Annotated in this window: 19 protein-coding genes and 1 tRNA gene; 5 read left to right on the top strand and 15 right to left on the bottom strand. The window is 69.7% G+C overall.

Annotation, left to right across the window (positions count from 1 at the left end; all coding sequences use genetic code 11):
- Window positions 1–368: 368 nt before the first annotated feature.
- The 3 genes from OG819_RS06315 to OG819_RS06325 form a co-directional block, all read right to left on the bottom strand.
- Window positions 369–2,186 (bottom strand): sel1 repeat family protein, encoded by a 1,818-nt coding sequence (locus OG819_RS06315; protein ID WP_266648398.1) that lies wholly within the window; start codon window positions 2,184–2,186, stop codon window positions 369–371.
- Between the two features lie 265 nt (window positions 2,187–2,451).
- A tRNA-Met gene (locus tag OG819_RS06320) sits at window positions 2,452–2,525 on the bottom strand.
- Between the two features lie 91 nt (window positions 2,526–2,616).
- Window positions 2,617–5,628, bottom strand: coding sequence for a UPF0182 family protein (locus OG819_RS06325; RefSeq protein ID WP_266652593.1), 3,012 nt, complete (start codon window positions 5,626–5,628; stop codon window positions 2,617–2,619).
- Window positions 5,629–5,792: 164 nt separating this feature from the next.
- Between OG819_RS06325 and OG819_RS06330 the strand changes: the two genes are divergently transcribed.
- A complete protein-coding gene (locus tag OG819_RS06330) occupies window positions 5,793–6,335 on the top strand; it encodes a PPA1309 family protein (RefSeq protein ID WP_266628411.1) in 543 nt (180 codons plus the stop codon).
- Between the two features lie 91 nt (window positions 6,336–6,426).
- On the opposite strand, the gene OG819_RS06335 is transcribed toward OG819_RS06330, so the two are convergent.
- The 4 genes from OG819_RS06335 to OG819_RS06350 form a co-directional block, all read right to left on the bottom strand.
- Window positions 6,427–7,524, bottom strand: coding sequence for a PDZ domain-containing protein (locus OG819_RS06335; RefSeq protein WP_266628409.1), 1,098 nt, complete (start codon window positions 7,522–7,524; stop codon window positions 6,427–6,429).
- A gap of 83 nt (window positions 7,525–7,607) precedes the next feature.
- Window positions 7,608–7,814 carry a hypothetical protein gene (locus OG819_RS06340; protein ID WP_266431949.1) on the bottom strand — a complete coding sequence of 69 codons (207 nt, stop codon included), beginning with the start codon at window positions 7,812–7,814 and terminating at the stop codon, window positions 7,608–7,610.
- Between the two features lie 206 nt (window positions 7,815–8,020).
- Window positions 8,021–8,479, bottom strand: a complete 459-nt coding sequence (locus OG819_RS06345) for a molybdenum cofactor biosynthesis protein MoaE (protein ID WP_266628405.1) — start codon at window positions 8,477–8,479, stop codon at window positions 8,021–8,023.
- Between the two features lie 175 nt (window positions 8,480–8,654).
- Window positions 8,655–9,770, bottom strand: coding sequence for an SDR family oxidoreductase (locus OG819_RS06350; protein ID WP_266628403.1), 1,116 nt, complete (start codon window positions 9,768–9,770; stop codon window positions 8,655–8,657).
- Between the two features lie 191 nt (window positions 9,771–9,961).
- Between OG819_RS06350 and OG819_RS06355 the strand changes: the two genes are divergently transcribed.
- Both OG819_RS06355 and OG819_RS06360 read left to right on the top strand, forming a co-directional pair.
- Window positions 9,962–11,392, top strand: a complete 1,431-nt coding sequence (locus OG819_RS06355) for a zinc-dependent metalloprotease (protein ID WP_266648399.1) — start codon at window positions 9,962–9,964, stop codon at window positions 11,390–11,392.
- Window positions 11,389–11,916, top strand: coding sequence for an NUDIX hydrolase (locus OG819_RS06360; protein WP_266628401.1), 528 nt, complete (start codon window positions 11,389–11,391; stop codon window positions 11,914–11,916). The genes OG819_RS06355 and OG819_RS06360 overlap by 4 nt, the downstream gene beginning before the upstream one ends.
- 104 nt (window positions 11,917–12,020) lie before the next feature.
- Here the strand turns inward: OG819_RS06360 and OG819_RS06365 are convergent, their stop codons facing one another.
- The 4 genes from OG819_RS06365 to OG819_RS06380 form a co-directional block, all read right to left on the bottom strand.
- Window positions 12,021–12,776, bottom strand: coding sequence for an AIM24 family protein (locus OG819_RS06365; RefSeq protein WP_060900241.1), 756 nt, complete (start codon window positions 12,774–12,776; stop codon window positions 12,021–12,023).
- Between the two features lie 16 nt (window positions 12,777–12,792).
- Window positions 12,793–13,473: an AIM24 family protein gene (locus OG819_RS06370; protein ID WP_266431663.1), complete on the bottom strand. Its 681-nt coding sequence runs from the start codon at window positions 13,471–13,473 to the stop codon at window positions 12,793–12,795.
- Between the two features lie 11 nt (window positions 13,474–13,484).
- Window positions 13,485–15,083, bottom strand: a complete 1,599-nt coding sequence (locus tag OG819_RS06375; protein ID WP_266648401.1) for a TerD family protein — start codon at window positions 15,081–15,083, stop codon at window positions 13,485–13,487.
- A 135-nt stretch (window positions 15,084–15,218) separates the two neighbouring features.
- On the bottom strand, window positions 15,219–15,815 hold the full coding sequence (locus tag OG819_RS06380; RefSeq protein WP_266431665.1) for a M48 family metallopeptidase: 597 nt from the start codon (window positions 15,813–15,815) through the stop codon (window positions 15,219–15,221).
- Window positions 15,816–16,032: 217 nt separating this feature from the next.
- On the opposite strand from OG819_RS06380, the gene OG819_RS06385 reads away from it, so the two are divergent.
- Together OG819_RS06385 and OG819_RS06390 are read left to right on the top strand one after the other, a co-directional pair.
- Window positions 16,033–17,214: a TOMM precursor leader peptide-binding protein gene (locus tag OG819_RS06385; protein ID WP_266648403.1), complete on the top strand. Its 1,182-nt coding sequence runs from the start codon at window positions 16,033–16,035 to the stop codon at window positions 17,212–17,214.
- Window positions 17,207–18,583, top strand: coding sequence for an AarF/ABC1/UbiB kinase family protein (locus tag OG819_RS06390; RefSeq protein WP_266628393.1), 1,377 nt, complete (start codon window positions 17,207–17,209; stop codon window positions 18,581–18,583). Before OG819_RS06385 ends, OG819_RS06390 begins: the two co-directional genes overlap by 8 nt.
- Before the next feature lie 41 nt (window positions 18,584–18,624).
- Here the strand turns inward: OG819_RS06390 and OG819_RS06395 are convergent, their stop codons facing one another.
- The 4 genes from OG819_RS06395 to OG819_RS06410 form a co-directional block, all read right to left on the bottom strand.
- A complete protein-coding gene (locus OG819_RS06395; RefSeq protein ID WP_266634651.1) occupies window positions 18,625–18,810 on the bottom strand; it encodes a hypothetical protein in 186 nt (61 codons plus the stop codon).
- A 157-nt stretch (window positions 18,811–18,967) separates the two neighbouring features.
- Window positions 18,968–19,291 carry a hypothetical protein gene (locus tag OG819_RS06400; RefSeq protein WP_266431668.1) on the bottom strand — a complete coding sequence of 108 codons (324 nt, stop codon included), beginning with the start codon at window positions 19,289–19,291 and terminating at the stop codon, window positions 18,968–18,970.
- A complete protein-coding gene (locus OG819_RS06405; protein ID WP_095852703.1) occupies window positions 19,288–19,656 on the bottom strand; it encodes a WhiB family transcriptional regulator in 369 nt (122 codons plus the stop codon). Before OG819_RS06405 ends, OG819_RS06400 begins: the two co-directional genes overlap by 4 nt.
- A gap of 175 nt (window positions 19,657–19,831) precedes the next feature.
- Window positions 19,832–20,155, bottom strand: a complete 324-nt coding sequence (locus OG819_RS06410) for a hypothetical protein (protein WP_266628390.1) — start codon at window positions 20,153–20,155, stop codon at window positions 19,832–19,834.
- Window positions 20,156–20,251 lie beyond the last annotated feature (96 nt).

Raw genomic sequence — 20,251 nt, forward strand, 5'->3', positions numbered from 1 at the left:
GCCCCGCAGGGGTGCAGGGGCGCAGCCCCACAGGGGTGCAGGGGCGCAGCCCCACAGGGGTGCAGGGGCGCAGCCCCACAGGGGTGCAGGGGCGCAGCCCCGCAGGGGTGCAGGGGCGCAGCCCCGCAGGGGTGCAGGGGCGCAGCCCCCGCAGGGGTGCAGGGGCGCAGCCCCACAGGGGTGCAGGGGCGCAGCCCCACAGGGGTGCAGGGGCGCAGCCCCACAGGGGTGCAGGGGCGCAGCCCCGCAGGGGTGCAGGGGCGCAGCCCCGCAGGGGTGCAGGGGCGCAGCCCCCGGGGATGGGACGGGTAGGGGCGGCGGAGGCGAGGACAGGTCGAGGCCAGCCCCCACCACCCACCATCACAAGCTCACGCAGACAACTCCTGCCGCAACGCATCCCGCAACCGAGCCGCCCGCTCAGCCACCTCCGCAGGCCCCAGCGCAACCGCCCGATCAGCCCACCGCTGCCCCTCCGCAAGCTCCCCCCGTCGCGCATACACGAGCGCAAGCCGAAGCGCCGCCCGCCCATGCCCCGCATCCGCCGCCCGCGTCCACCACAACGCGGCCTCCGGCTCGCTCCCCTCCCGAGCCAGCAGCAGCCCCAGATTGAAGGCCCCGTTCCGAGACCCGGCCTCCGCGGCCGACCGGTACCACCGAGCCGCCTCCACCACATCGCCCCGAGCCGCCGCGAGCATCCCGACCCGCACCTGCGCCCGCCGATGCCCCTGGGAGGCAGCCCGCTCGTACCACTCCTCGCACTCACTCTTCTCCTGCGCCGGCTCCCCGAGCTCATGCGCGGGCGCCGGCGGCCGCCGAGCGTCGAGCACGGCGGCCAGCCGGTACGCGGCCTCCGCGCTGCCGCCCCCCGCCGCACACCTCAGATGCCGCTCCGCCTCCAGCTCGTTCCCGTCCCGCAACCGCGCGATCCCGACCTGCAGCGCCGCCTCGGTGTGCCCGGCGGCAGCCGCCCGCTCGTACCACCGCAGCGCCGCCTCCTCGTCGTCCTCAGTCCCCCGCCCCGCATGCAGGATCCCGAGATTGAACGCGGCGTCCACGCTCCCGGCCTCCGCGGCCTTGGAGAACCACGGCTCGGCCCCGGCCGAGTCCCCGACCTGAAGCAGCAGGATCGCCAGCGCGTTCGCGGCCTCACGGTGCCCCGCGTACGCGGCCCGCCGATACCACTGCTCGGCTTGCGCGGTCCGCCCCTGCTCGGCGCAGAGCAGCCCGAGGTTGTACGCGCCGTTCACATCACCGGCGTCCATGGCAGCCCGGTACCACCGCTCCGCGGTCTGCGTCTCACCGCGCTCGGCGTGCAGCGCCCCCAATGCGTTCGCGGCGTTCCCGTCCCCGTCCTGGGCGGCCCGCAGCCACCACACGGCCGCGCTCTCCGTGTCCCCCGCGTCCCGCAGCAGGAACCCGAGCGCGCAGGCGGCCCGTGCCTCTCCGTCCTTGGCGGACGTCAGATACCAGCGCCCGGCCTCCTTGAGGTGCCCCCGCTTCTCCAGGATCGCCCCGAGGTGCAGCGCGGCCCGCCGGTGCCCTCGCGCGGCGGCCTGTCGGTACCACTGCTCGGCCTCTTCACCGGCGGCTCCTATGACCCCGATGACACCGTTGTCGCCCCTGCCCGCGTCCGCGGCTTTGCGGTCGAGCCTGCGCGCAAGCCGGTACGCGGCCTCGCGGTGCCCCCGCTCGGCGGCCGCCCGCATCCACTGCTCGGCGCCGACGTCACTGCGGTGCTCCAGCAGATCGGCGAGCGCGTACGCCCCGAGGGCATGCCCCTGCTCGGCGGACTGGCGCAGCCAGTACTCGGCGGCGGGCTCGTCGCCCCGCTCCCGGTGATAGCGCCCGAGCGCGTGCGCGGCGGCCGCGGACCCGGCGACGGCGGCGATCCGCCACCACCCGGCGGCCTCGTCGGCGTACCCGCGCTGGTGCAGGAGGACACCAAGGTTGTTGGCGGCTGCGCGGTCACCGGCAGCGGTGGCCGCGCGCAACTGAGGCTCGGCTCCGTCGAGATCACCGCGGCGCAGCAGCATCGCTCCGAGGACGCTCATCGCCTCGGTGTCGCCGGCCTCGGCGGCGAGCCGCTGACGTGCTTCCTCCGCAGCCTCGCCGGTTTCGTCCCGGTCTGAAGACTGCACAAAACGCCCTGTCTCCAACAGAGTTGCCTTGTCCCCCATAACGTCCATCGTCGCACCACCTGCAACCTGCGTACACCTGGTATACCGCAGTCAGTGAGGTCACTTCAGCGTTTTGTCGACATGCCCACAGAGAGACAAGTCAAACACAGTTTTCCCAACTCCCCACGGATGGCGCAGTCTTCGGCGCGTCGCCCATGGTGGCCGCACGCACCCCACGCACGCGTCCTTCTCGGGTCGTCATACGGGTGCAGTACACGTGTGCGCACACAGCGAAGGCCCGGATCCTGTGAGGATCCGGGCCTTCGCTTTCCAGTAGCGGGGACAGGATTTGAACCTGCGACCTCTGGGTTATGAGCCCAGCGAGCTACCGAGCTGCTCCACCCCGCGTCGTTGTGTTGCAACCGTACCACGGCGCGGAGGTGGGCTCTGACCAGCGGCTGATCCCGGAACCGGACCAGCCGCCGGACCACCCGTCGGGTCAGCCGCCGCCCGAGCTCGTACCACCACTGGGGCTGCTGCTCGGACTACTGCTCGGGCTACTGCTAGGACTGCTGCCGCCACTTGGACTCGGACTACTGCTCGGACTGCTGCCCTTGTCGCTGCTCTTGCTGCCGCCGCTGCCAGTGCCGGTGCTCTTGTCCGCCTTGGTCTGAGCGTCCTCGGCCCGCTTCAGCGCGTCCTGAAGATCCTTCTGCGCCTGGCCGTACGCCGTCCAGTCACCCTTCTTGAGGGCGTCCTGCCCCTGGTCGAAGGCCTTCTGTGCATCGTTGAGCGCCTGCTGGACCGTCGGGTTGCTCGATGTCGGCGGTGGGGTGTTCCCCGTGTCTGCCGGTGGACTGGTCGTACTGTCCGTTCCGAAGATCTTGTTGAGCGCCTGGTCGAGCGTGTCCTCGAAGGCGGTGTTGCCTCCGTAGGTCACCAACACCTTGCGCAACAAGGGGTACTTGAGGTCGCCACCGCGTACATAGACGGGCTCCACGTAGAGCAGTCCTCCGTCGAGCGGAACCGTCAACAGATTGCCGTACTCGACTTCCGAGTCCCCACCCTTCAGAAGTCTGATCGACTCGGCGATGTCCTGTTGGGAGTTGAACTGGCTCTGGACCTGTTTGGGTCCGTCGACGGGTTCGCTCGTCGGCAGTTTCAGGATTCTGATCTTGCCGTAGTCACTGGTGCCCGCCTCGGAGTCGACCGACATGAAGGCGCTCAGGTTGTCCCGGCCGTTCGGAGTGAACGTCGTCGTCAGCGAGAACGTCTGCGCGTTCTGGTCGGGCATCTGCATGCTCAGGTAGTACGGCGGCACCGCGTTGCCCGACTTGTTGGTCGGGTCGTCGGGGACCTGCCACACCTCACTGCCGCTGAGGAACGTCTGCGCGTCCTTCACGTGGTAGCGGGTGAGCAGCTCGCGCTGGACCTTGAACAGGTCCTGCGGGTAGCGCAGATGGTCCATGAGCGACTGCGAGATGGCCGTCTTCGGCTCCACCGTGTTCGGGAACGCCTTCATCCAGGTCTTGAGGACCGGGTCCTTGGTGTCCCACTGGTAGAGCTTGACCTCGCCGGTGTACGCGTCGACGGTCGCCTTCACCGAGTTGCGGATGTAGTTGACCTGGTTCTGCTGGGCCACCACCGCACGCTGATTGTTGGTCGCGGTGAGTGAGTCCGCCGTCGTGTCGCCCAGGGTGGTGCGCGAGGCGTACGGGTAGCCGTTGGTCGTGGTGTAGGCGTCGACGATCCACTGGATCTTGCCGTCGACCACGGCCGGGTAGGCGTCACCGTCGATGGTCAGCCAGGGGGCCACCGCCTCGACGCGGTCCTTGGGAGTGCGGTTGTAGAGGATCCGGGAACCCTCGCCGATCGCGCCCGAGTAGAGGATCTGCGGCTCGCCAAACGCCACGGCGTACGCGGCCCGGTTGACCGGGCTGGAGAGGCTGACCCCGCTCTCGCCCTTGTAGCTGGTGGTCTTCTCACCGCTGTCGTCGGAGTAGTCGATCTCCTTCTGGGGACCGCCGACGATCGAGTACTGCGTGGTCTTCTCGCCGTAGTAGACCCGCTGCTCGTACGTCCCCAGGTCGCCCTTGGACGGCAGGTCGGACTCGGTGAAGACGGGCCGGCCGCGGGAGGTCGCGGCGGTGCCCTTCGCGGCGACCACACCGTATCCGTGCGTGTAGCGGAAGTGGTCGTTGATCCAGTTGTTCTTCGGAATGCCGTCCAGGTTCAGCTCGCGCAGACCGATGACCGTGTCCTGGTCCTTGCCGTCCTTGCTGTACCGGTCGACATCCAGGTTGGTCGGGAACGCGTAGTAGTTCTTCATCTGCTGCAGCTGCTGGAACGTCGGCGAGACGATGTTCGGGTCCAGCAGACGGATGCTCGCCGTGGTGTCGGCGTCGTCGCGCTGCTTGGTCTTGTCCTTGGTGTCGCTCTTGCCCGCGTACTCCGAGACCTGGGTGCCGTCGATGCCGTAGGCCTCGCGGGTCGCCTTCAGGTTCTTCTCGACGTACGGCGCTTCCTTGGCCTGCTCGTTCGGCTGGACCTGGAACTTCTGGACGATCGCCGGGTAGAGACCGCCGATGAGGATCGCCGAGAGCACCATCAGGCCGAAGCCGATGACGGGCAGCTGCCAGGTGCGCCGCCACAGGGTGGCGAAGAACAGCAGCGCGCAGATGACGGCGATGCAGAACAGGATCGTCTTGGCGGGCAGATACGCGTTGGCGTCGACGTACCTGAGACCCGTCCAGTTGCCGGTCGCCTTGAAGTCGCTGGACTTCACGGCCAGTCCGTAGCGGTCGAGCCAGTAGGCGACCGCCTTCAGGGCGACGAAGATGCCCAGCAGCACCGACAGGTGCCCGGTGGCCGCGGCCGTGGCGCGCGCGCCCGGGGAGGTGACCCTGAGCCCTCCGTAGAGGTAGTGCGTGAGCGCGGCGGCGATCAGCGAGAGCACGGCGGCAGCGAAGCCGAAGCCGAGCAGGAAGCGGTACCAGGGCAGGTCGAAGGCATAGAAGGAGACGTCGAGGTGGAACTGGGGGTCCTTCTGGTGGAAGGGGACCCCGTTCACCCACATCAGCCACGTACGCCACTGGCCCGACGCCGACGCGCCGGCGATCAGCCCCACCAGGGAGGTGATGCCGAGCAGCAGCCACCTCTTGTAGGGCGCGATCCCCATCCGGTACCGGTCGAGGCTCTGCTGCTCCATCGACATCGCGCTCAGCGGCGGTCGCAGCCGGTGCGCCAGCCAGATGTTCACGCCGACCGAGGCCGCCATGATCAGGCCGAAGACGAAGAAGAGCCCGATCTTGGTCCACAGGGTGGTCGTGAAGACGGACGAGTAGTGAACCGACCGGTACCAGAGCCAGTCCGTCCAGAACCCCGCGAACATGACGAACGCCATGGCCAGCACAGCCAGCACGCCCAGTGTCATGAGCAGGGTCCGGGCACGCCGGGACGGTCGGCCCACTCTGATCCGTGGCCCCGTCGGGCCTCCGCCGCGGTCCGGCATCTGGAAAGCCAAGGTGCGCACCTCGAAGTTCGCTGTCGATCCGTCAGGTCCCCGCGAACGCGGACCATCCGTCAGGCTCCGTGATCGTGGGGCCTCATCTATGCAACTTACTCACGCTTTACTCGGTTCCCGGATCCGGGTACGAACGAGGCAGGATTGTGACCATGTCCAACACTCCCATGGCAGCGAGCCCGCTCACCCGGGCCGTACTCGAGATCGACGAGTACGCCTCCGGCCTCGGCTGGGACCAGCCCGCTCGCCTCTTCGCCCTCGTAGACACCGCGCGGCTGCGGGCCCAGGAGCCCGGCCTCGCGGCCCAGCTCGGCCTGCAGGACGCGCCCGAGACCACCGGCCTCACCCCCATCGAGCAGGACGAGATCCCTGCAGACAAGCCGCTGGACGAGTTCCTCGGCACCATCGCCTGGCCCGACGCCGTGGTCGGCTGCGCCCTCACCGTGGAGCGGCTGATGCTGCCGCCGTCCGCGGAGGCCTCCGTCCCGGAGGGCCTGAGCGACAAGAAGCTCGCCAAGTGGGTCGCCGATCACCCGGACCGCCAGGAGGTCCGCATGACGGTCGGCGTCCTGCGTGACGGCACCCGCGACTCGGCGCTGCGTCTGCGCGAGAAGGACGCGCCGACCGAGGTCCTCACGGGCGCGGGCCTGGTGCCGGGCCTCGCGGAGGCCCTGTCGGCGACGTTCGCGGACTGACGTCCTCGTGTACGTGGATGGGGGCGCCCCGGACTTCCGGGGCGCCCCCATCACGACGTACGGCCCACGCCTTGCGCCGTTGGTCCGTCCCTCAGCCCTTGGCGGTGCACTTCGGCAGGTCGGCGGTCTTGCCGGAGCTGATGTCCTTCAGGGCGTTCATCGCGTCGTCGATGGTGTTGACCTTGACGAGGGTGAGCCCCTGGGGGGTGTCCTTGGCGGCGGCCGCGCAGTTGTCCTTGGGCGTCATGAAGTACTGGGCGCCCTTCTCGCGCGCACCGATCGTCTTCAGCTCGATGCCGCCGATCGGACCGACGGTCCCGTTGTCGTCGATGGTGCCGGTGCCGGCCACGAACTTGCCGCCGGTGAGGTTGCCCGGGGTCAGCTTGTCCACGATGCCGAGCGCGAACATCAGCCCGGCGCTGGGACCGCCGACGTCGGCGAGCTTGATGTCGATGCTGAAGGGGAACGTGTGATCGGTCCCGGCCGAGATGCCGACGATGGCGCGGGACGCGCCGCTGTCGCTGGACTTCGCCGTGGTGATGGTCACATCCGTGGTCGCGGTGGCCGTCTTGCCCGCCTTCTCGGCGGCGGCCTGCTCCTTGGCGGGCACCACCGTGAAGACGACCTTCTCGCCGGGCTTGTGCTTGGTGACCAGCTTGGCGACGTCGTCGGGCGCCTTGACGGCCGTACCGTCGACGCTCTTGATGACGTCACCGGCGTGCAGCCGCCCCTCGGCCGGGGAGTCCTTGACGACGGTCGACACGATCACCCAGGACTTCACCGGGACGCCCAGCTCCTTCAGGGCGGCCACCTTGGCGCTCTCCTGGGACTGGCTGAACTCCTCGGCGTTCTCCTGCGTCGACTGCTGCTCGGTCTTTCCGTCCGGGTAGAGGGTGTCGTGCGGCACGACCTTGTTGTCATGCGCGAGCCACCCGTAAACGGCCTCTACAAGGTTCATGTTGTAGTCGGCGCTGGTGACCCGGACAGTGGTCATGTTCAGGTGCCCGGTGGTCGGGTACGTCTTGTGCCCGGAGATCTGCAGCACCGGCTCGCCGTCGTGGTCGCCCAGCGTGTTCACCGTCGGCCCCGGTGACATCTCCGAGTACGGCACTTTGATGAACACTCCCGCGCACAGGAGCGCGATCAGGATCAGAGTGGAGGCGAGCATCGTCGCGGTGCGGCGTGGCATGTCACGACAGTACGGGACGGTGCTGTCAGCGCACTGTCCGGGCCGTCCGTACGGGGCCGGGGCGGCCCCTCAGGGCCCCGGCCTCAGACCGCGTCGGAGTGCGACTTCTCCCCGCCACCGGGCCGCACCATGACGGCCTCGGACCGCTCCATGGCCGCGCGGAAGCGCGCGTACCCCTCGAGCTCGATGCCGTCTCCCGCCGTCTTGCGGTTCCGGCCGGCCCAACTGCCCCACAGTCCTGCACCGATCGCGGCCAAAAGCGGAATCAGCAACCAGGCGAGCGACGCCATGCCGACCTCCCAACCCCACAAGCGACCGCAACTGACTGATCAGCAGATTAACCATCCGCCTTGTTAACGCTCACGCCCGGGGGTCGGTTACGCAACCGGAGCAAAGGTGAGAACTCGGTGAGGCCGGACTCACACGTCCGGCCGACTCCCTCAACAGGCTCCAACCCGCCCTCCCGTCGCCCGACCACCACCCCTCAACGACGGCGCTACGCGCCGACCCACTCCTCGGTGCCATCGGAGAACTTCTGATGCTTCCAGATGGGCACCTCGTGCTTGAGGTCGTCGATCAGCTTGCGACACGCCTCGAAGGCCTCCCCGCGGTGCGGACACGACACCGCGACGATCACCGCGAGATCACCGACGGCCAGGTCACCGACCCGGTGCACGGCGGCCAGCGCCCGCACCGGATACTCGGCGACCACCTTCTCGGCGATCCGCCGCATCTCGGCCTCCGCACTGGGATGACACGAATACCCCAGCCCGTCGACGTCGGCACCACCGTCGTGATTGCGCACGGTCCCCACGAAGAGCGCGGTCCCCCCGGCGGCGTCGTCCCCGACGGCCCGGAAGACCTCGTCCAAGGAGAGCGGCTCGTCCCGGATGGCCAACAACCGAATCGGATCCTGCGCGCCCTGCTCACCTGGATGCTCAAAAGTAGGTGCCATACGCCCATCGTGCCGCACCCCACGGCACCCACGAAATACGCCGATCATCCCGCACACGCGCGTGACCTTTCGGAGCCTCCTACGGAAGGCCGAAAGCCGTTCAGGCCGATGCGGGGGTCTGGGAGCGGAGCCCCCAGGACAGAGGCACCCGCACCCGCACGTACCCGCTGAAAACTCAGATCCGCCGCCGCGCCTTCCGAGCCCGCCGAACCAACGCAGCCGTACCCAGAAGAGCGACCGTCGCCCCCGCGGCCCCCGCCGCCGTCGCGTCCTTCCGCCCCAGCCGCCGCCCAGCCACCGTGTGCCGCCCGGCAACCTCCTCCAGCAGCTCCGCGAGAACCTCCTCATTGGTCCACTGCGGCCGCCACCCGGCGTCATGCATCTGGCTCCCACTCACCACCCAGGGGTACATCGTGTACGCAAGATCCCCGGCGGGCGAAGGAGTGAGCCCAATCCGGTGAAGTCGCGCGGCGGCCCCCAACGCGACGGCGGACGGCAGTTCCATCCGCCGGATCCCGCTGAGCTCCTCGACCTCCTCCTGCTCCAGCCACCCGTCACACCCGACGGCCAGCTCGCCCTCCACCTTCTCCAGGACGGCGTACTCCAGAGCACTGCACAGATCCTCGACGTGGCAGAACTGCCAGGCAGGCCGTGACCCCGCCACGACAAGCAGCCGAGGAGACTCGAAGTACCTGGTCAGCGCGGTGTCGGTACCACCACCGACCAGGACCCCCGGCCGTACGACGGTGACATTGAGCCCCGGATGCGCGCGCGGCGCCCGCCGGGCGAGCCGCTCGATCTCCAGCAGGTCCCCGACCCCCGTGGCCTCGGCGGTCGCCCGCAGTTCGGCGTCTTCGGAGAGCGGCAGTTCGTTGTCCGGCAGCGCCCCGTAGACCATCGCGGAGGTGCACAGCACGACCCGGTGCACCCCGGCCGCGGCGGCGGCCGTCAGCACGGTCTGCGTCCCCCGGACGTTGTACGCCGTGCGCGCCGCCGCGTCCGTCTCCAGGTCGAGGTCGAGCGCGAGATGCACCACGACGTCCGCCCCGCGCAGCTTCTCGGCGATCGCGGGGTCCCGGACGTCAAGAATCTGCCACTGGGCACCCTCGCACTCGCCACGACGCTCGTCGATGGCGATGACCTGCTTGATCTCCTCGCTGGCGGCAAGCCGCTCGGTCAGCATCGCGCCCACGCCGGACGCGGCGCCGGTGACCGCGACGACGGGCCCGCGCAAGGGCGAGCTGGTTGAGTGGTTTCGCGCTGCGCGAACCTGTGGATCTGGGGAACTCACCGGGCGTCTCCAGCGGTTGTCTTCAGTAACGGACGCGCGTGACGCGTCCGTACCAGGTGGCATCCATCCTGCCGCAGGCCGAGAGTCGGCGAAGCACCGAGGCCCGATCGGGCTCGGGTGTCTACGCTGGGTGGTGTTGTCGGGCAGCCGCCGTCGGAACGAACCGGCGGCCTTACCAGCCGAGGAATCCCGTGAGTGACACCCCATTCGGATTCGGCCTTCCGCCGGAGGAGCCGGAGAACGGCGACGAGGGCAAGGAGAAGGACCAGCAGAGCGGCGGTGGTCAGGGACCGTTCGGTTTCGGACTGCCCGGAGCCGGAGGCCCCGGCGCCGACAATCCGCTCGCAGCGATGTTCGGTTCCATGAACCCCAACGACCTGGGGGCCGCGTTCCAGCAGCTGGGCCAGATGCTCTCGTACGAGGGCGGCCCGGTGAACTGGGACATGGCCAAGCAGATCGCCCGCCAGACGGTCTCCCAGGGCACTTCTGACGGCACCAAGGACGCGAGCGTCGGCCCCGCCGAGCGCACCGCGGTTCAGGATGCCGTACGCCTGGCCGACCTGTGGCTGGACGACGCGACGTCCCTGCCGTCCGGCGCCGCCTCCGCCGTGGCCTGGAGCCGAGCGGAGTGGGTCGAGGCGACCCTTCCCGTGTGGAAGGAGCTCGTCGACCCGGTCGCCGAGCGGGTCGGCGCGGCCATGGGCGATGTCCTGCCGGAGGAGATGCAGGCCATGGCGGGCCCGCTCATCGGCATGATGCGCTCCATGGGCGGCGCCATGTTCGGTACACAGATCGGGCAGGCCGTCGGCGTACTCGCGGGCGAGGTCGTTGGCTCGACCGACATCGGGCTGCCGCTCGGCCCGGCTGGCAAGGCCGCGCTGCTGCCGCTGAACATCGCGTCGTTCGGCAAGGACCTGGGCATCCCCCTGGAGGAGGTGCGGCTCTACCTCGCCCTGCGTGAGGCCGCCCACCAGCGTCTCTTCTCGCACGTACCGTGGCTGCGCTCGCACCTGTTCGGCGCGGTCGAGGGCTACGCGCGCGGGATCAAGGTCGACACGGCCAAGCTGGAGGACGTGGTCGGCCAGCTCGACCCTCAGAACCCGGAGCAGCTGCAGGACGCCCTCCAGCAGGGCATGTTCCAGCCGGAGGACACGCCGGAGCAGAAGGTCGCGCTGGCCCGTCTGGAGACGGCGCTCGCGCTCGTCGAGGGCTGGGTGGACGCGGTCGTGCACGCGGCCGCGAAGCCGCGTCTGTCCTCCGCGGACGCGCTGCGCGAGACGCTGCGCCGCCGCCGTGCCACGGGCGGACCCGCCGAGCAGACGTTCGCCACACTGATCGGACTGGAGCTGCGCCCGCGTCGGCTGCGGGACGCCTCGCGCCTGTGGGCCTCGCTCACCGACGCGCGCGGTGTCGACGGCCGCGACGGCCTGTGGGCCCACCCGGACATGCTGCCGACCGCGTCCGACCTCGACGACCCGGACGGCTTCGTGCACCGTGAGCAGCTGGACTTCTCCGAGCTCGACAAGATGCTCGGCGAGGCGGCGAGCGGCTCCGCCGACAAGCCGAACCTGAAGAAGGACGACGCTCCCAAGGACGACGACAAGGGCGACGGCACCGAGTGACCCTCCACGACGACGTGGTCCTCGTACTGAAGAAGTACGAGGACCAGGAAGAGCTGCGCCAGGTCTACCTGGACCATCTGTCCGAGCACTCCGACGGCATGTGGAAGTCCTGTACGGCGGGGCACGTCACGGCGAGCGCGCTGGTCATCGACCCCGCTCGCGGCCGCGTCCTGCTGACACTGCACCGCAAACTGCGGATGTGGCTGCAGATGGGCGGGCACTGTGAGCCGGGCGATCCGACGCTGGAGGCGGCCGCCCTGCGGGAGGCGACCGAGGAGTCGGGGATCGAGGGTCTGACCCTGCTGCCGGGCGGCCCCGTGACGCTGGACCGGCATGCCATCCCGGCGCCCTGCAACTGGCACCTGGACGTCCAGTACGCCGCGCTCGCCCCGGCCGAGGCCCTGGCGGCGATCAGCGAGGAGTCCCTGGACCTGCGCTGGTTCCCCTACGAGGAGGTGGCGGACGTGGCGGACGCCTCGGTCGTACGGCTCCTGGAAGCAACCCGCGCACGGCTCTCGGCCTGAGGCATGCGTAAGGGGCGACCGCCATTGCGATCGCCCCTTACGTTTGTTTCCCGGACCGTCACCCGGTCACCTGACCGTCGCACGACCGACTGACCGTAGGCCGGTCAGCTCCAGACGTTGCCCTGGTTCTGCGCCCGGGCCCCCTGCTGCCCCATGCCGTACTGGGCACGCAGCCCCTGGCCGATCACCGCGTTCTGCGGCGGCAGCAGCTCGCTGGGCTGGACGAGCGCGAAGCCCTGGCCCAGGAAACTGAGCTCCCACCCCTCACCGGTGTTGCCGCGGCGCCGCCACACCCCGGAGGAGTGCGTCTGGGCCTGCATCTGGACGCGCAGGCCGGTGGACCAGGCGACGATCGCGTCGGCGTCACAGTTGACGTACTTGTCCGGCGTGACCTGCATCATCAGCGGCATCCCCGAGGTCATCAGGGCGACCTTGCCACGGCCGGTGATGTTGAGCTGGTACTTGCCGGAGCCGGAGATGCCGTACTGGCTGTCCACGGCGATGACCTCGTGGTGCAGCGAGGAGTCCATCGCCAGGACGTAGCTGCTGTCGACGGTCAGACCGTCCTGCTCCACGTCGACCACGTGCACGTGCTGGGCGAGATTGGCCAGATAGACCGTCCCCTGCCCGTGGCACCGCATCAGGTCGAGGCCCTCACCGGTGTACGCACGCGCACGGTGCTGGCTGTTGTTCTGGTACTCGGCGTCGAACTCCACGAGCCCCTGGTACGCGACCATGGTCCCCTTGCGAGCGAGGATGTCGTCGTGGCCCTCCATGACGACCCGCAGCATCTGCGAGTTCTGCAGGCTGTAGCGCTCCTGGGTCTGCTGCTCGTTGTAGCCGAAAAGCGGGCTCTGCATGATGTCGTGCTCCCCCTCAGCCCCGGATCCGGAGGCGGTCGGTGCTGTCCTCGCTGGGCTGGACGACGACGATGCCCTGCCCGGAGAACGCCATCTGGTACGCCTCGCCGCTGCCGCGTCCGATCAGCGACTGCGCCTTGAAGCTGCGCTTGCCCTTCACCTTGAGGTTCGGGGACCAGGCGACGAGCGCGTCCGGGTCGACGTACGTCTCGTCCTCGCCGCCGCCGCAGTCGACCACGATCGGCGTGCCGCGGGAGGTCAGTGCGACCCAGCCCTGGCCGGAGATCTTGGTGTTCCACAGGCCCTGTCCGGCGAACTTGGCGAGCCCCTTCACCCGCTCGACGCCCCAGGTGAGGTGCGCGTCGAAGGCGAGCAGATTGGTGGCGTTGACGGAGATCGCGTCCCCGTTGAGGTTGATCACGACGACGTTCGCCCCGTAGTCGGCCAGGTAGAGCAGGCCGTCGCCGGTGCACTTCATGAGGGGCGCGCCCTCACCGGTCATCCAGTCCCGCGCGATCTGGCGTACCGCGGGCGGGTTGGGCTCGTACTGGACGAACCCCTCGTAGGCGACCATCGAGCCCACGCGCGCGAAGAGGTCGCTTCCGGTCTGCATGGCGACCTTCAGCATGTGGTTGCCGTGGTTTTCCATACGGGCGGTGACGGGTGCCGGGGCAAAGCCCGCGAGTGGCTGGTTCATGACGGGCTCCCTCAGACCTCGTACGGCTGGACGACGATGAAATTGCCGGGCGCGCCGCGGAACTGGAGGTTCACGCTCTCCCCGGTGTCGCCGGGGTAGGCGTTGCGGCGCATCCGCACCTGGCTGGACACGATCACCTGGGAGGCCGCGGACCAGGCGACGACGGCGTTGCAGTCGGCGAAGGTCGTCGGCGTCACGGGCAGCACGACGGGAGCGCCGTGCGTCTTCACGACGATGGTCCCGGTCCCCTGGAACTGCATGGTGAACAGCGCGCCTCCGGGGATGCCGTGCCCCTCGATACGCCGGACCTCGTGCTGGAGGGACTCGTCGAAGGCGAGGACGCTCTCCGCGGAGACACAGATCGCGTCGCCCTGGAGTTCGATGGGGTGCACGTGGGTGGCGTTCTCGGCGAGGAACACCTGCCCCTGGCCGGTACAGCGCATGAGCTGCATCTCCTGGCCGGTCGCGTTGCCCACGATCCGCCCGGCGAAGCCGGCGCCCTTGTAGCTGAAGTCGACCTTGCCCTGGTAGAGCACCATGCTGCCCTGGCGGGCCAGCACGGGCTGGCCGCCGATACCGAGGTCCACGCGGATGAGCTTCTTGTTCTGCTGGGTCCACCGCTGACCGGTGGGCGTCTCCTTGTAGGCCCCCAGCGCGGCGGCCACACCGGCACCACCCTGCGGGGCGGCCTGCGGAACACCGTACGGGGAGGGCGCGCCGGCCTGACCCGGGTACTGACCGGGCGCCTGGCCCGGAACCTGGCCGTACGGCTGCTGCTGGCCGTAGCCCGGCGGCAGACCAGGCGGACCAGGCGGACCGGGCGGACCGGGCGGCTGGACGTACGGCGCGGGGCCCGGCGGCGGCACGGAGCCGCCCGGTGGGGTGTGCAGCGGGGCGATGATGGTCGGCGCGGCGTGCACCGAGGGTGTGGTGGGCTGCGGCGTGAACCCCTGTGCGGCGGGCTGTGGCGCGGGGACGGGAGCCGGAGCTGGGGCGCCGAACGCGGGGGGCGCGGTGGCCTGAGCGGGCGGAGCGAAGGACGGTGCGGCTGTGGCCTGCGGCTCCTGCGCTGCGGGCTGCTCCTCGGCGACCTCACCACCGAAGTTCTTGAGCAGCGCGTCGAGGCCGCCGTCGAAGCCCTGCCCCACGGCGGCGAACCGCCAGACGTCCTTCAGGTAGAAGTCGCCCAGCATCACGGCACGCTCGGTGGAGAACTCCGCGCCGCTGAACGAATACCGGGCCACCTCCTCGCCGCCCGCGACAACACGGAGGTATCCGGGGGCGATCTGCGACATCTGCCCGGCGCCGTCGATCGTCGCCGTGAACGACAGCTTCTGGATCTGCGCCGGGATCCGGTCGAGCGTGACGCGGAAGGACTCCGTGTCACCCGACTGGGCGCCAAGGAGCTGGATGGATTCTTCGGGGGTCTTCGGCTGGTTGAAGAAGACGAAGTACCGGTCGTCCGAAAGCCTTTCGTCGGCGTCCAGACCGAAGCAGCTGATGTCGAAGGTCAGTCCGGGACCGGTGATCTGCACACCTACGTACAGATCCGTGCCCGCGGTGAGGTCACTGATCCTGGCCTTGTGGCCGCGTTGGAATTCCCTGGCCATGCGTAACGACCGTCCCCCATCCCGAGTGCGATTGCGTCGCGTCAGGCTAACGGGAAACTCTGGGAGTGAACGCCGCCGGTACAGACCCGGTACACAATCGCCCCTCGGCGGGGACGGTGCGCCGCCGCCCGCCCGCTACTCGTCGCTCGCCACGGGCAGATGGGGCAGCCGTTCGGCCGCGACCACCCCTTCGAGATAGCCGCGGGCACGCTCCGTACGCGGATACGCCTCCAGCAGCCGCCAGAAGCGGGGCCCGTGACCGGGCACCAGAAGGTGTGCGAGTTCGTGGACGAGGACGTAGTCGACGACGTACTCCGGCATGCCCTGCAGGCGGTGCGAAAGACGGATACTGCCCTCCGCCGGGGTGCACGAACCCCAGCGCGTGTTCTGATTGGTGACCCAGCGGACCGAGGCGGGGCGGGCCCGGCCGTCGAAGTACTGCTCCGACAGCCGCGCGGCGCGCTCGGTCAGCTCGGCGTCGCCGAGCACCCGTTTGCTCTCCTGGGCGGCCAGCTTGTCGAGCATGACGCTGACCCAGCGCTGTTCCTCCGCCTCGGACATACGGGCGGGGATGAGCACGACGGTGCGGTCGCCCTCGCGGTACGCGGAGACCGTTCTGCGCCGGCGCGCGCTCCTGCGAACCTCGATCGGGCTCGCCCCCGAGCCGCTTGGCGGCGGGCTCGTCGTGCTGCGCTGTGGTTTTCCGGCGCGGTGCAGTGGGTCGGCGGGCACGCCCCGACGTTACCCGCTGCACATGGGGGAAGTCCCGTCCCCCGGACGGTTCGATGCCGATCCGCACTCCGTGCGCTTGATTCATACGACGAACACCACCGCCTGTGGACAACTTTCGGCACGGTTCGGCCGCGCCGGGCATGCTGGCATTCGATCGGCGGGCCCGGGACGGACCCCGCCGATACACGGGGATGCTCTATGGGTACGGGGGTCGGTCATGCATCCGATGGTGAAGCCCGCGCTGCGGCGCGGCTGGCGAGATCTCAACACCGTGCAGTTCGGTATGGCACCCGCGCACGCGATGGTGCTGGGCCCGGTGGACACGGCGACAGGCAGCTTCCTCGACCTCCTCAACGGAACGCGCGGGCTGCCGCTCCTTCGCGACCTGGGACGCGCGATGGGCCTGCCCGACGGTCACGTCGACGCACTTGTGGAGCGGCTGGCCCGCTCCGGTCTGCTGGACGACGCGACCGGCGGCGGCCCGGCCGCGGACGCCCTGCGCGGGAAGAAGGCAGTCCTGGACCGGCTCCGTCCCGACCTCGCGTCCTTGTCCCTCGCCACCCGCGCGCCGGGCGACGCGATGAAGCATCTGGCCGCCCGCCACTCCCTGCGCGTGCAGGTGCGGGGCGCCGGCCGGGTGGGAGTCGTCCTGGCCTCCCTACTGGCCGGCGCGGGTGTGGGCCAGGTCGAGGTCCGCGACGTCGGCAGCGTCGAACCCTGGGACGTGGCACCGGGTGGACTGCCTCCGGCGTCCATCGGCGAGCGCCGGGAGGAAGCCGCCCGGCGGGCGGTGCGCCGAGCGGCACCGGATCGCCCACCACGGCCCGCCGCCGAAGGTGAGGAGCTCGGTTTCTCCCTGGTGATCCTCGCGCCCCGCGACGGCCTGGCGGTGCACGCCCCCGATCCCGCCGCCGCCGAACCCCTGATCGCCTCCGGCACACCCCATCTGTACGCGGGAGTCGTGGAGGGAACGGGGGTCGTCGGCCCCTTGGTGCTGCCCGGTGAGACCGGCTGCGCGGGCTGTCTGGACCAGGAGCGCGTCGACCGGGATCCGACCTGGCCACGCCTGATCGCCCAGTGGCGCTCCGGCACCTCGCACCAGGTCCCGGCGTGCGACCTCGCTCTGGCGACCGGCGTCGCGGGACTCGCGGCGGGACACGCGCTCGCCTTCCTCGACGGACGGCTCCCCTCCAGCGCCGGGGCACGCTGGGAGTCCTCCGCGCCGGGCTTCGACTGGCACGCGAAGCCGGTGTGGCCGCATCCCGCATGCCCGTGCGGCTCCGCGGAGAAAAGTAAGAAGGGGGAGCGCGCCGCCGAGGACGGGCAGCCGCACGAGACAATGGCGGGGCAACAGCCGCATGCGGCACGGCTGTCTGGGACTTGGAGGGCGCATGTCTGATCTTCCCCGGAAGGCAGTCACCCGTACTGCCAAACTCGCCGCGCTACCGCTCGGCTTCGCCGGGCGAGCGACCTGGGGGCTGGGCAAGAGGATCGGCGGGAAGTCCGCGGAGATCGTCGGCCGCGAGCTGCAGCAGCGCACGGCGGAGCAGCTCTTCAAGGTCCTCGGCGAATTGAAGGGGGGTGCCATGAAGTTCGGGCAGGCACTCTCCGTCTTCGAGTCGGCACTGCCCGAGGAGGTCGCGGGGCCCTATCGCGCGGCGCTGACGAAGCTCCAGGAGGCGGCGCCTCCGATGCCGACGCGCACGGTGCACTCCGTTCTGCGGGAGCGCCTCGGTGAGGACTGGTCCGAGCTGTTCCTGGAGTTCGAGGACAAGCCGTCCGCGGCGGCCTCGATCGGCCAGGTGCACCGGGCGGTGTGGCACGACGGACGCGAGGTCGCCGTCAAGGTGCAGTACCCGGGGGCGGGCGAGGCCCTGCTGTCCGATCTGACCCAGCTCAGCCGATTCGCCAGGCTCCTGGGTCCGCTGATCCCCGGCATGGACATCAAGCCGCTCATCACGGAACTGCGCGACCGGGTGTCCGAGGAACTCGACTACGCACTGGAGGCAGAGGCCCAGCAGACGCATGCCACGGAGTTCACGGGAGATCCGGACGTGCTCGTCCCGGCGGTGGTCCACCAGTGCGACCAGGTCCTGGTGACCGAGTGGATCGACGGGATACCGCTGTCGGAGGTGATCACCGAGGGCACCCAGGAGCAGCGGGACCGTGCGGGCCAGCTGCTGGCCCGGTTCCTCTTCTCGGGCCCCGCCCGCACCGGACTGCTGCACGCCGATCCGCACCCGGGCAACTTCCGTCTCCTGCCGGACGAGAAGAGCGGCTGGCGGTTGGGCGTCCTGGATTTCGGCACGGTCGACCGTCTTCGCGGCGGTCTGCCCTCGACGATCGGCTACTCCCTCCGGATGACTCTCGAGGGCGAGGCCGAAGCGGTCTACCAGCTGCTGCGTGAGGAGGGCTTCGTCAAGGAGTCCATAGAGCTCGAACCCGACGCGGTCATGGACTACCTCCTCCCGATCATCGAACCGGCCCAGGCCGACGAGTTCACCTTCACCCGCGGCTGGATGCGCAGTCAGGCCGCCCGCATCGCCGACCCCCGCTCCCCCGCCCACCAGTTGGGCAGGCTCCTCAACCTGCCACCGTCGTACCTCCTGATACACCGTGTGACCCTGAGCACCATCGGAGTCCTGTGCCAGCTCGGTGCGACGGTCCGGCTCCGTGACGAACTGGAGGAATGGCTGCCGGGTTTCGTACCGGGAGAGGACCCGACGGATGAGCTGCTGGACGAGGAGGGATCAGCGGCCGAAGCATGACTCGGGCTGCCTTCGAGCGGCGGGGGTGGCGCGGGCGTGGCCTACCACCAGGCCGAGTCCAGCCGTCCCTCGATCGCCCTGAGGTTGCTGCGGGCGCAGTTGTCGCAGAAGTAGTGGCGGGTGCCGTTCTCCTTGGAGCAGGTCCACGTCAGCGGGGGGCCGTCGGCGGGGGCGCCACAGCGGGCGCACACGATGCGCGGGGCCTCGGTCGTGTCGTGCCGCGGCATGGAGCCGGTGCTGTCACTGTCCCCGGGAAGACTCGTCACTCGGCGACGATAACGCCGTGGTCGTGGGTTCGCCCGGCACAACGCACCGCGGGGGCCGGTCCGTTCGGACCGACCCCCGCGAGGATCTGCTCACTGATACTGCCGCGACTGCCTTCGGCTAGTGCATGACCGCCATGGCCAGCGCGCGCCGGGCGCGCAGGGAAGCGCGCTCGGCCCGACGCTGCATCCGACGGGCGGAGGCCAGGCGCGCGGCCAGGCGTTCCCGGTCGGCCTCGTGCAGTCGCTCGTGCATATGCGCACGAGCCAGGGCTTCTGGGATGAGTTGCATCTCGCGGGTCCTGTTCTGACGCGAGTCGTTCGCGCCGGTGGTGGTGAAGTCTGGGATGGCGGAGCCTGCGGGCTCGCTGGTGGACGGCTTCATCGGGGCCTGTTTCTTGGGGTCGTGCGTCAGGGGGCGATCGATCGTTCCTGCGGTGTTCATGCCGCGACCGGGTTCTTGCGCGGGCGGCCACGCGGCCGCTTCCGGGCCACAACAACACCCTGGACGAAGAGCTCGCCGCCCCAGACACCCCAGGGCTCGCGCCGCTCCTTGGCGCCGGCGAGGCAGGCCTCGATCAGCGGGCAGGTGCGGCAGAGGGACTTGGCGTACTCGACATCGGCCGGCGACTCGGCGAAGAAGACCTCCGGGTCGTAAGAGCGGCAGGGGACGGGTACGCCGAGGTTCTCGATGGCGTCGTCGAGCGCGGTGAGCGCAGTGAGCGGGATCAAGGTGGGGTCCTCCGTGAGGCCGGGCGGGGGGATCGTTTCGGAAGGCGGTACGGACGGGGCGTGCGCTTCGAGTTGCACGGTTCGTCTTCCTCGTCTGGTCGTGCCGGCCGGGTTGGCCGGTTGGCGGCTGGTACCGGGTTCTTTTCTTGTCCCGAGGCCCCTTCGCTCTGCCGTCCCCGGTCGGGGACAAACAGAAGGGCCGCGGATCCCGGGTGGGGTTCCGCGGCCCTGAAGGCGCCGGCCTGATGGAGAATCAGGCTGGATCACTCCAGGGTTCAGGCCCACGGAAGGCCCACATCGTGTGGTGCTGCTTCGTCTGCTTCAGGGATCCGGCACCGGTTGCCGCAAAGGCATAGGCCTGGGCCTCTGCCACTACTGCCGCTTCCAGTGCCTTCATCGGTCGCTCATTGCGCTCACGGATGGGAAGAACCGCGAGAGACAGAGGGGAGGCCGGCCGGACGGCAGTGATGCCGGACAGTCCGGTGCCCAGGTTCGAGACGCCGAGCAGGCACGTGGAGACGACCGAGCGATCGGTCATTTTGGCGGTGCTGATGGAGCTGGTGTTGATGCTGATCACTGGAATCGCCTCCTCTCGGCGTCTTGGGGGACTGGGGTGAGCCAGTCCGACGGCTATTAAGTACAGCACGGAACCAGGGCCTCGGAGAAGGCCGCT

The organism is Streptomyces sp. NBC_01549, from assembly GCF_026339955.1.
In the GTDB taxonomy this organism is placed as follows: domain Bacteria; phylum Actinomycetota; class Actinomycetes; order Streptomycetales; family Streptomycetaceae; genus Streptomyces.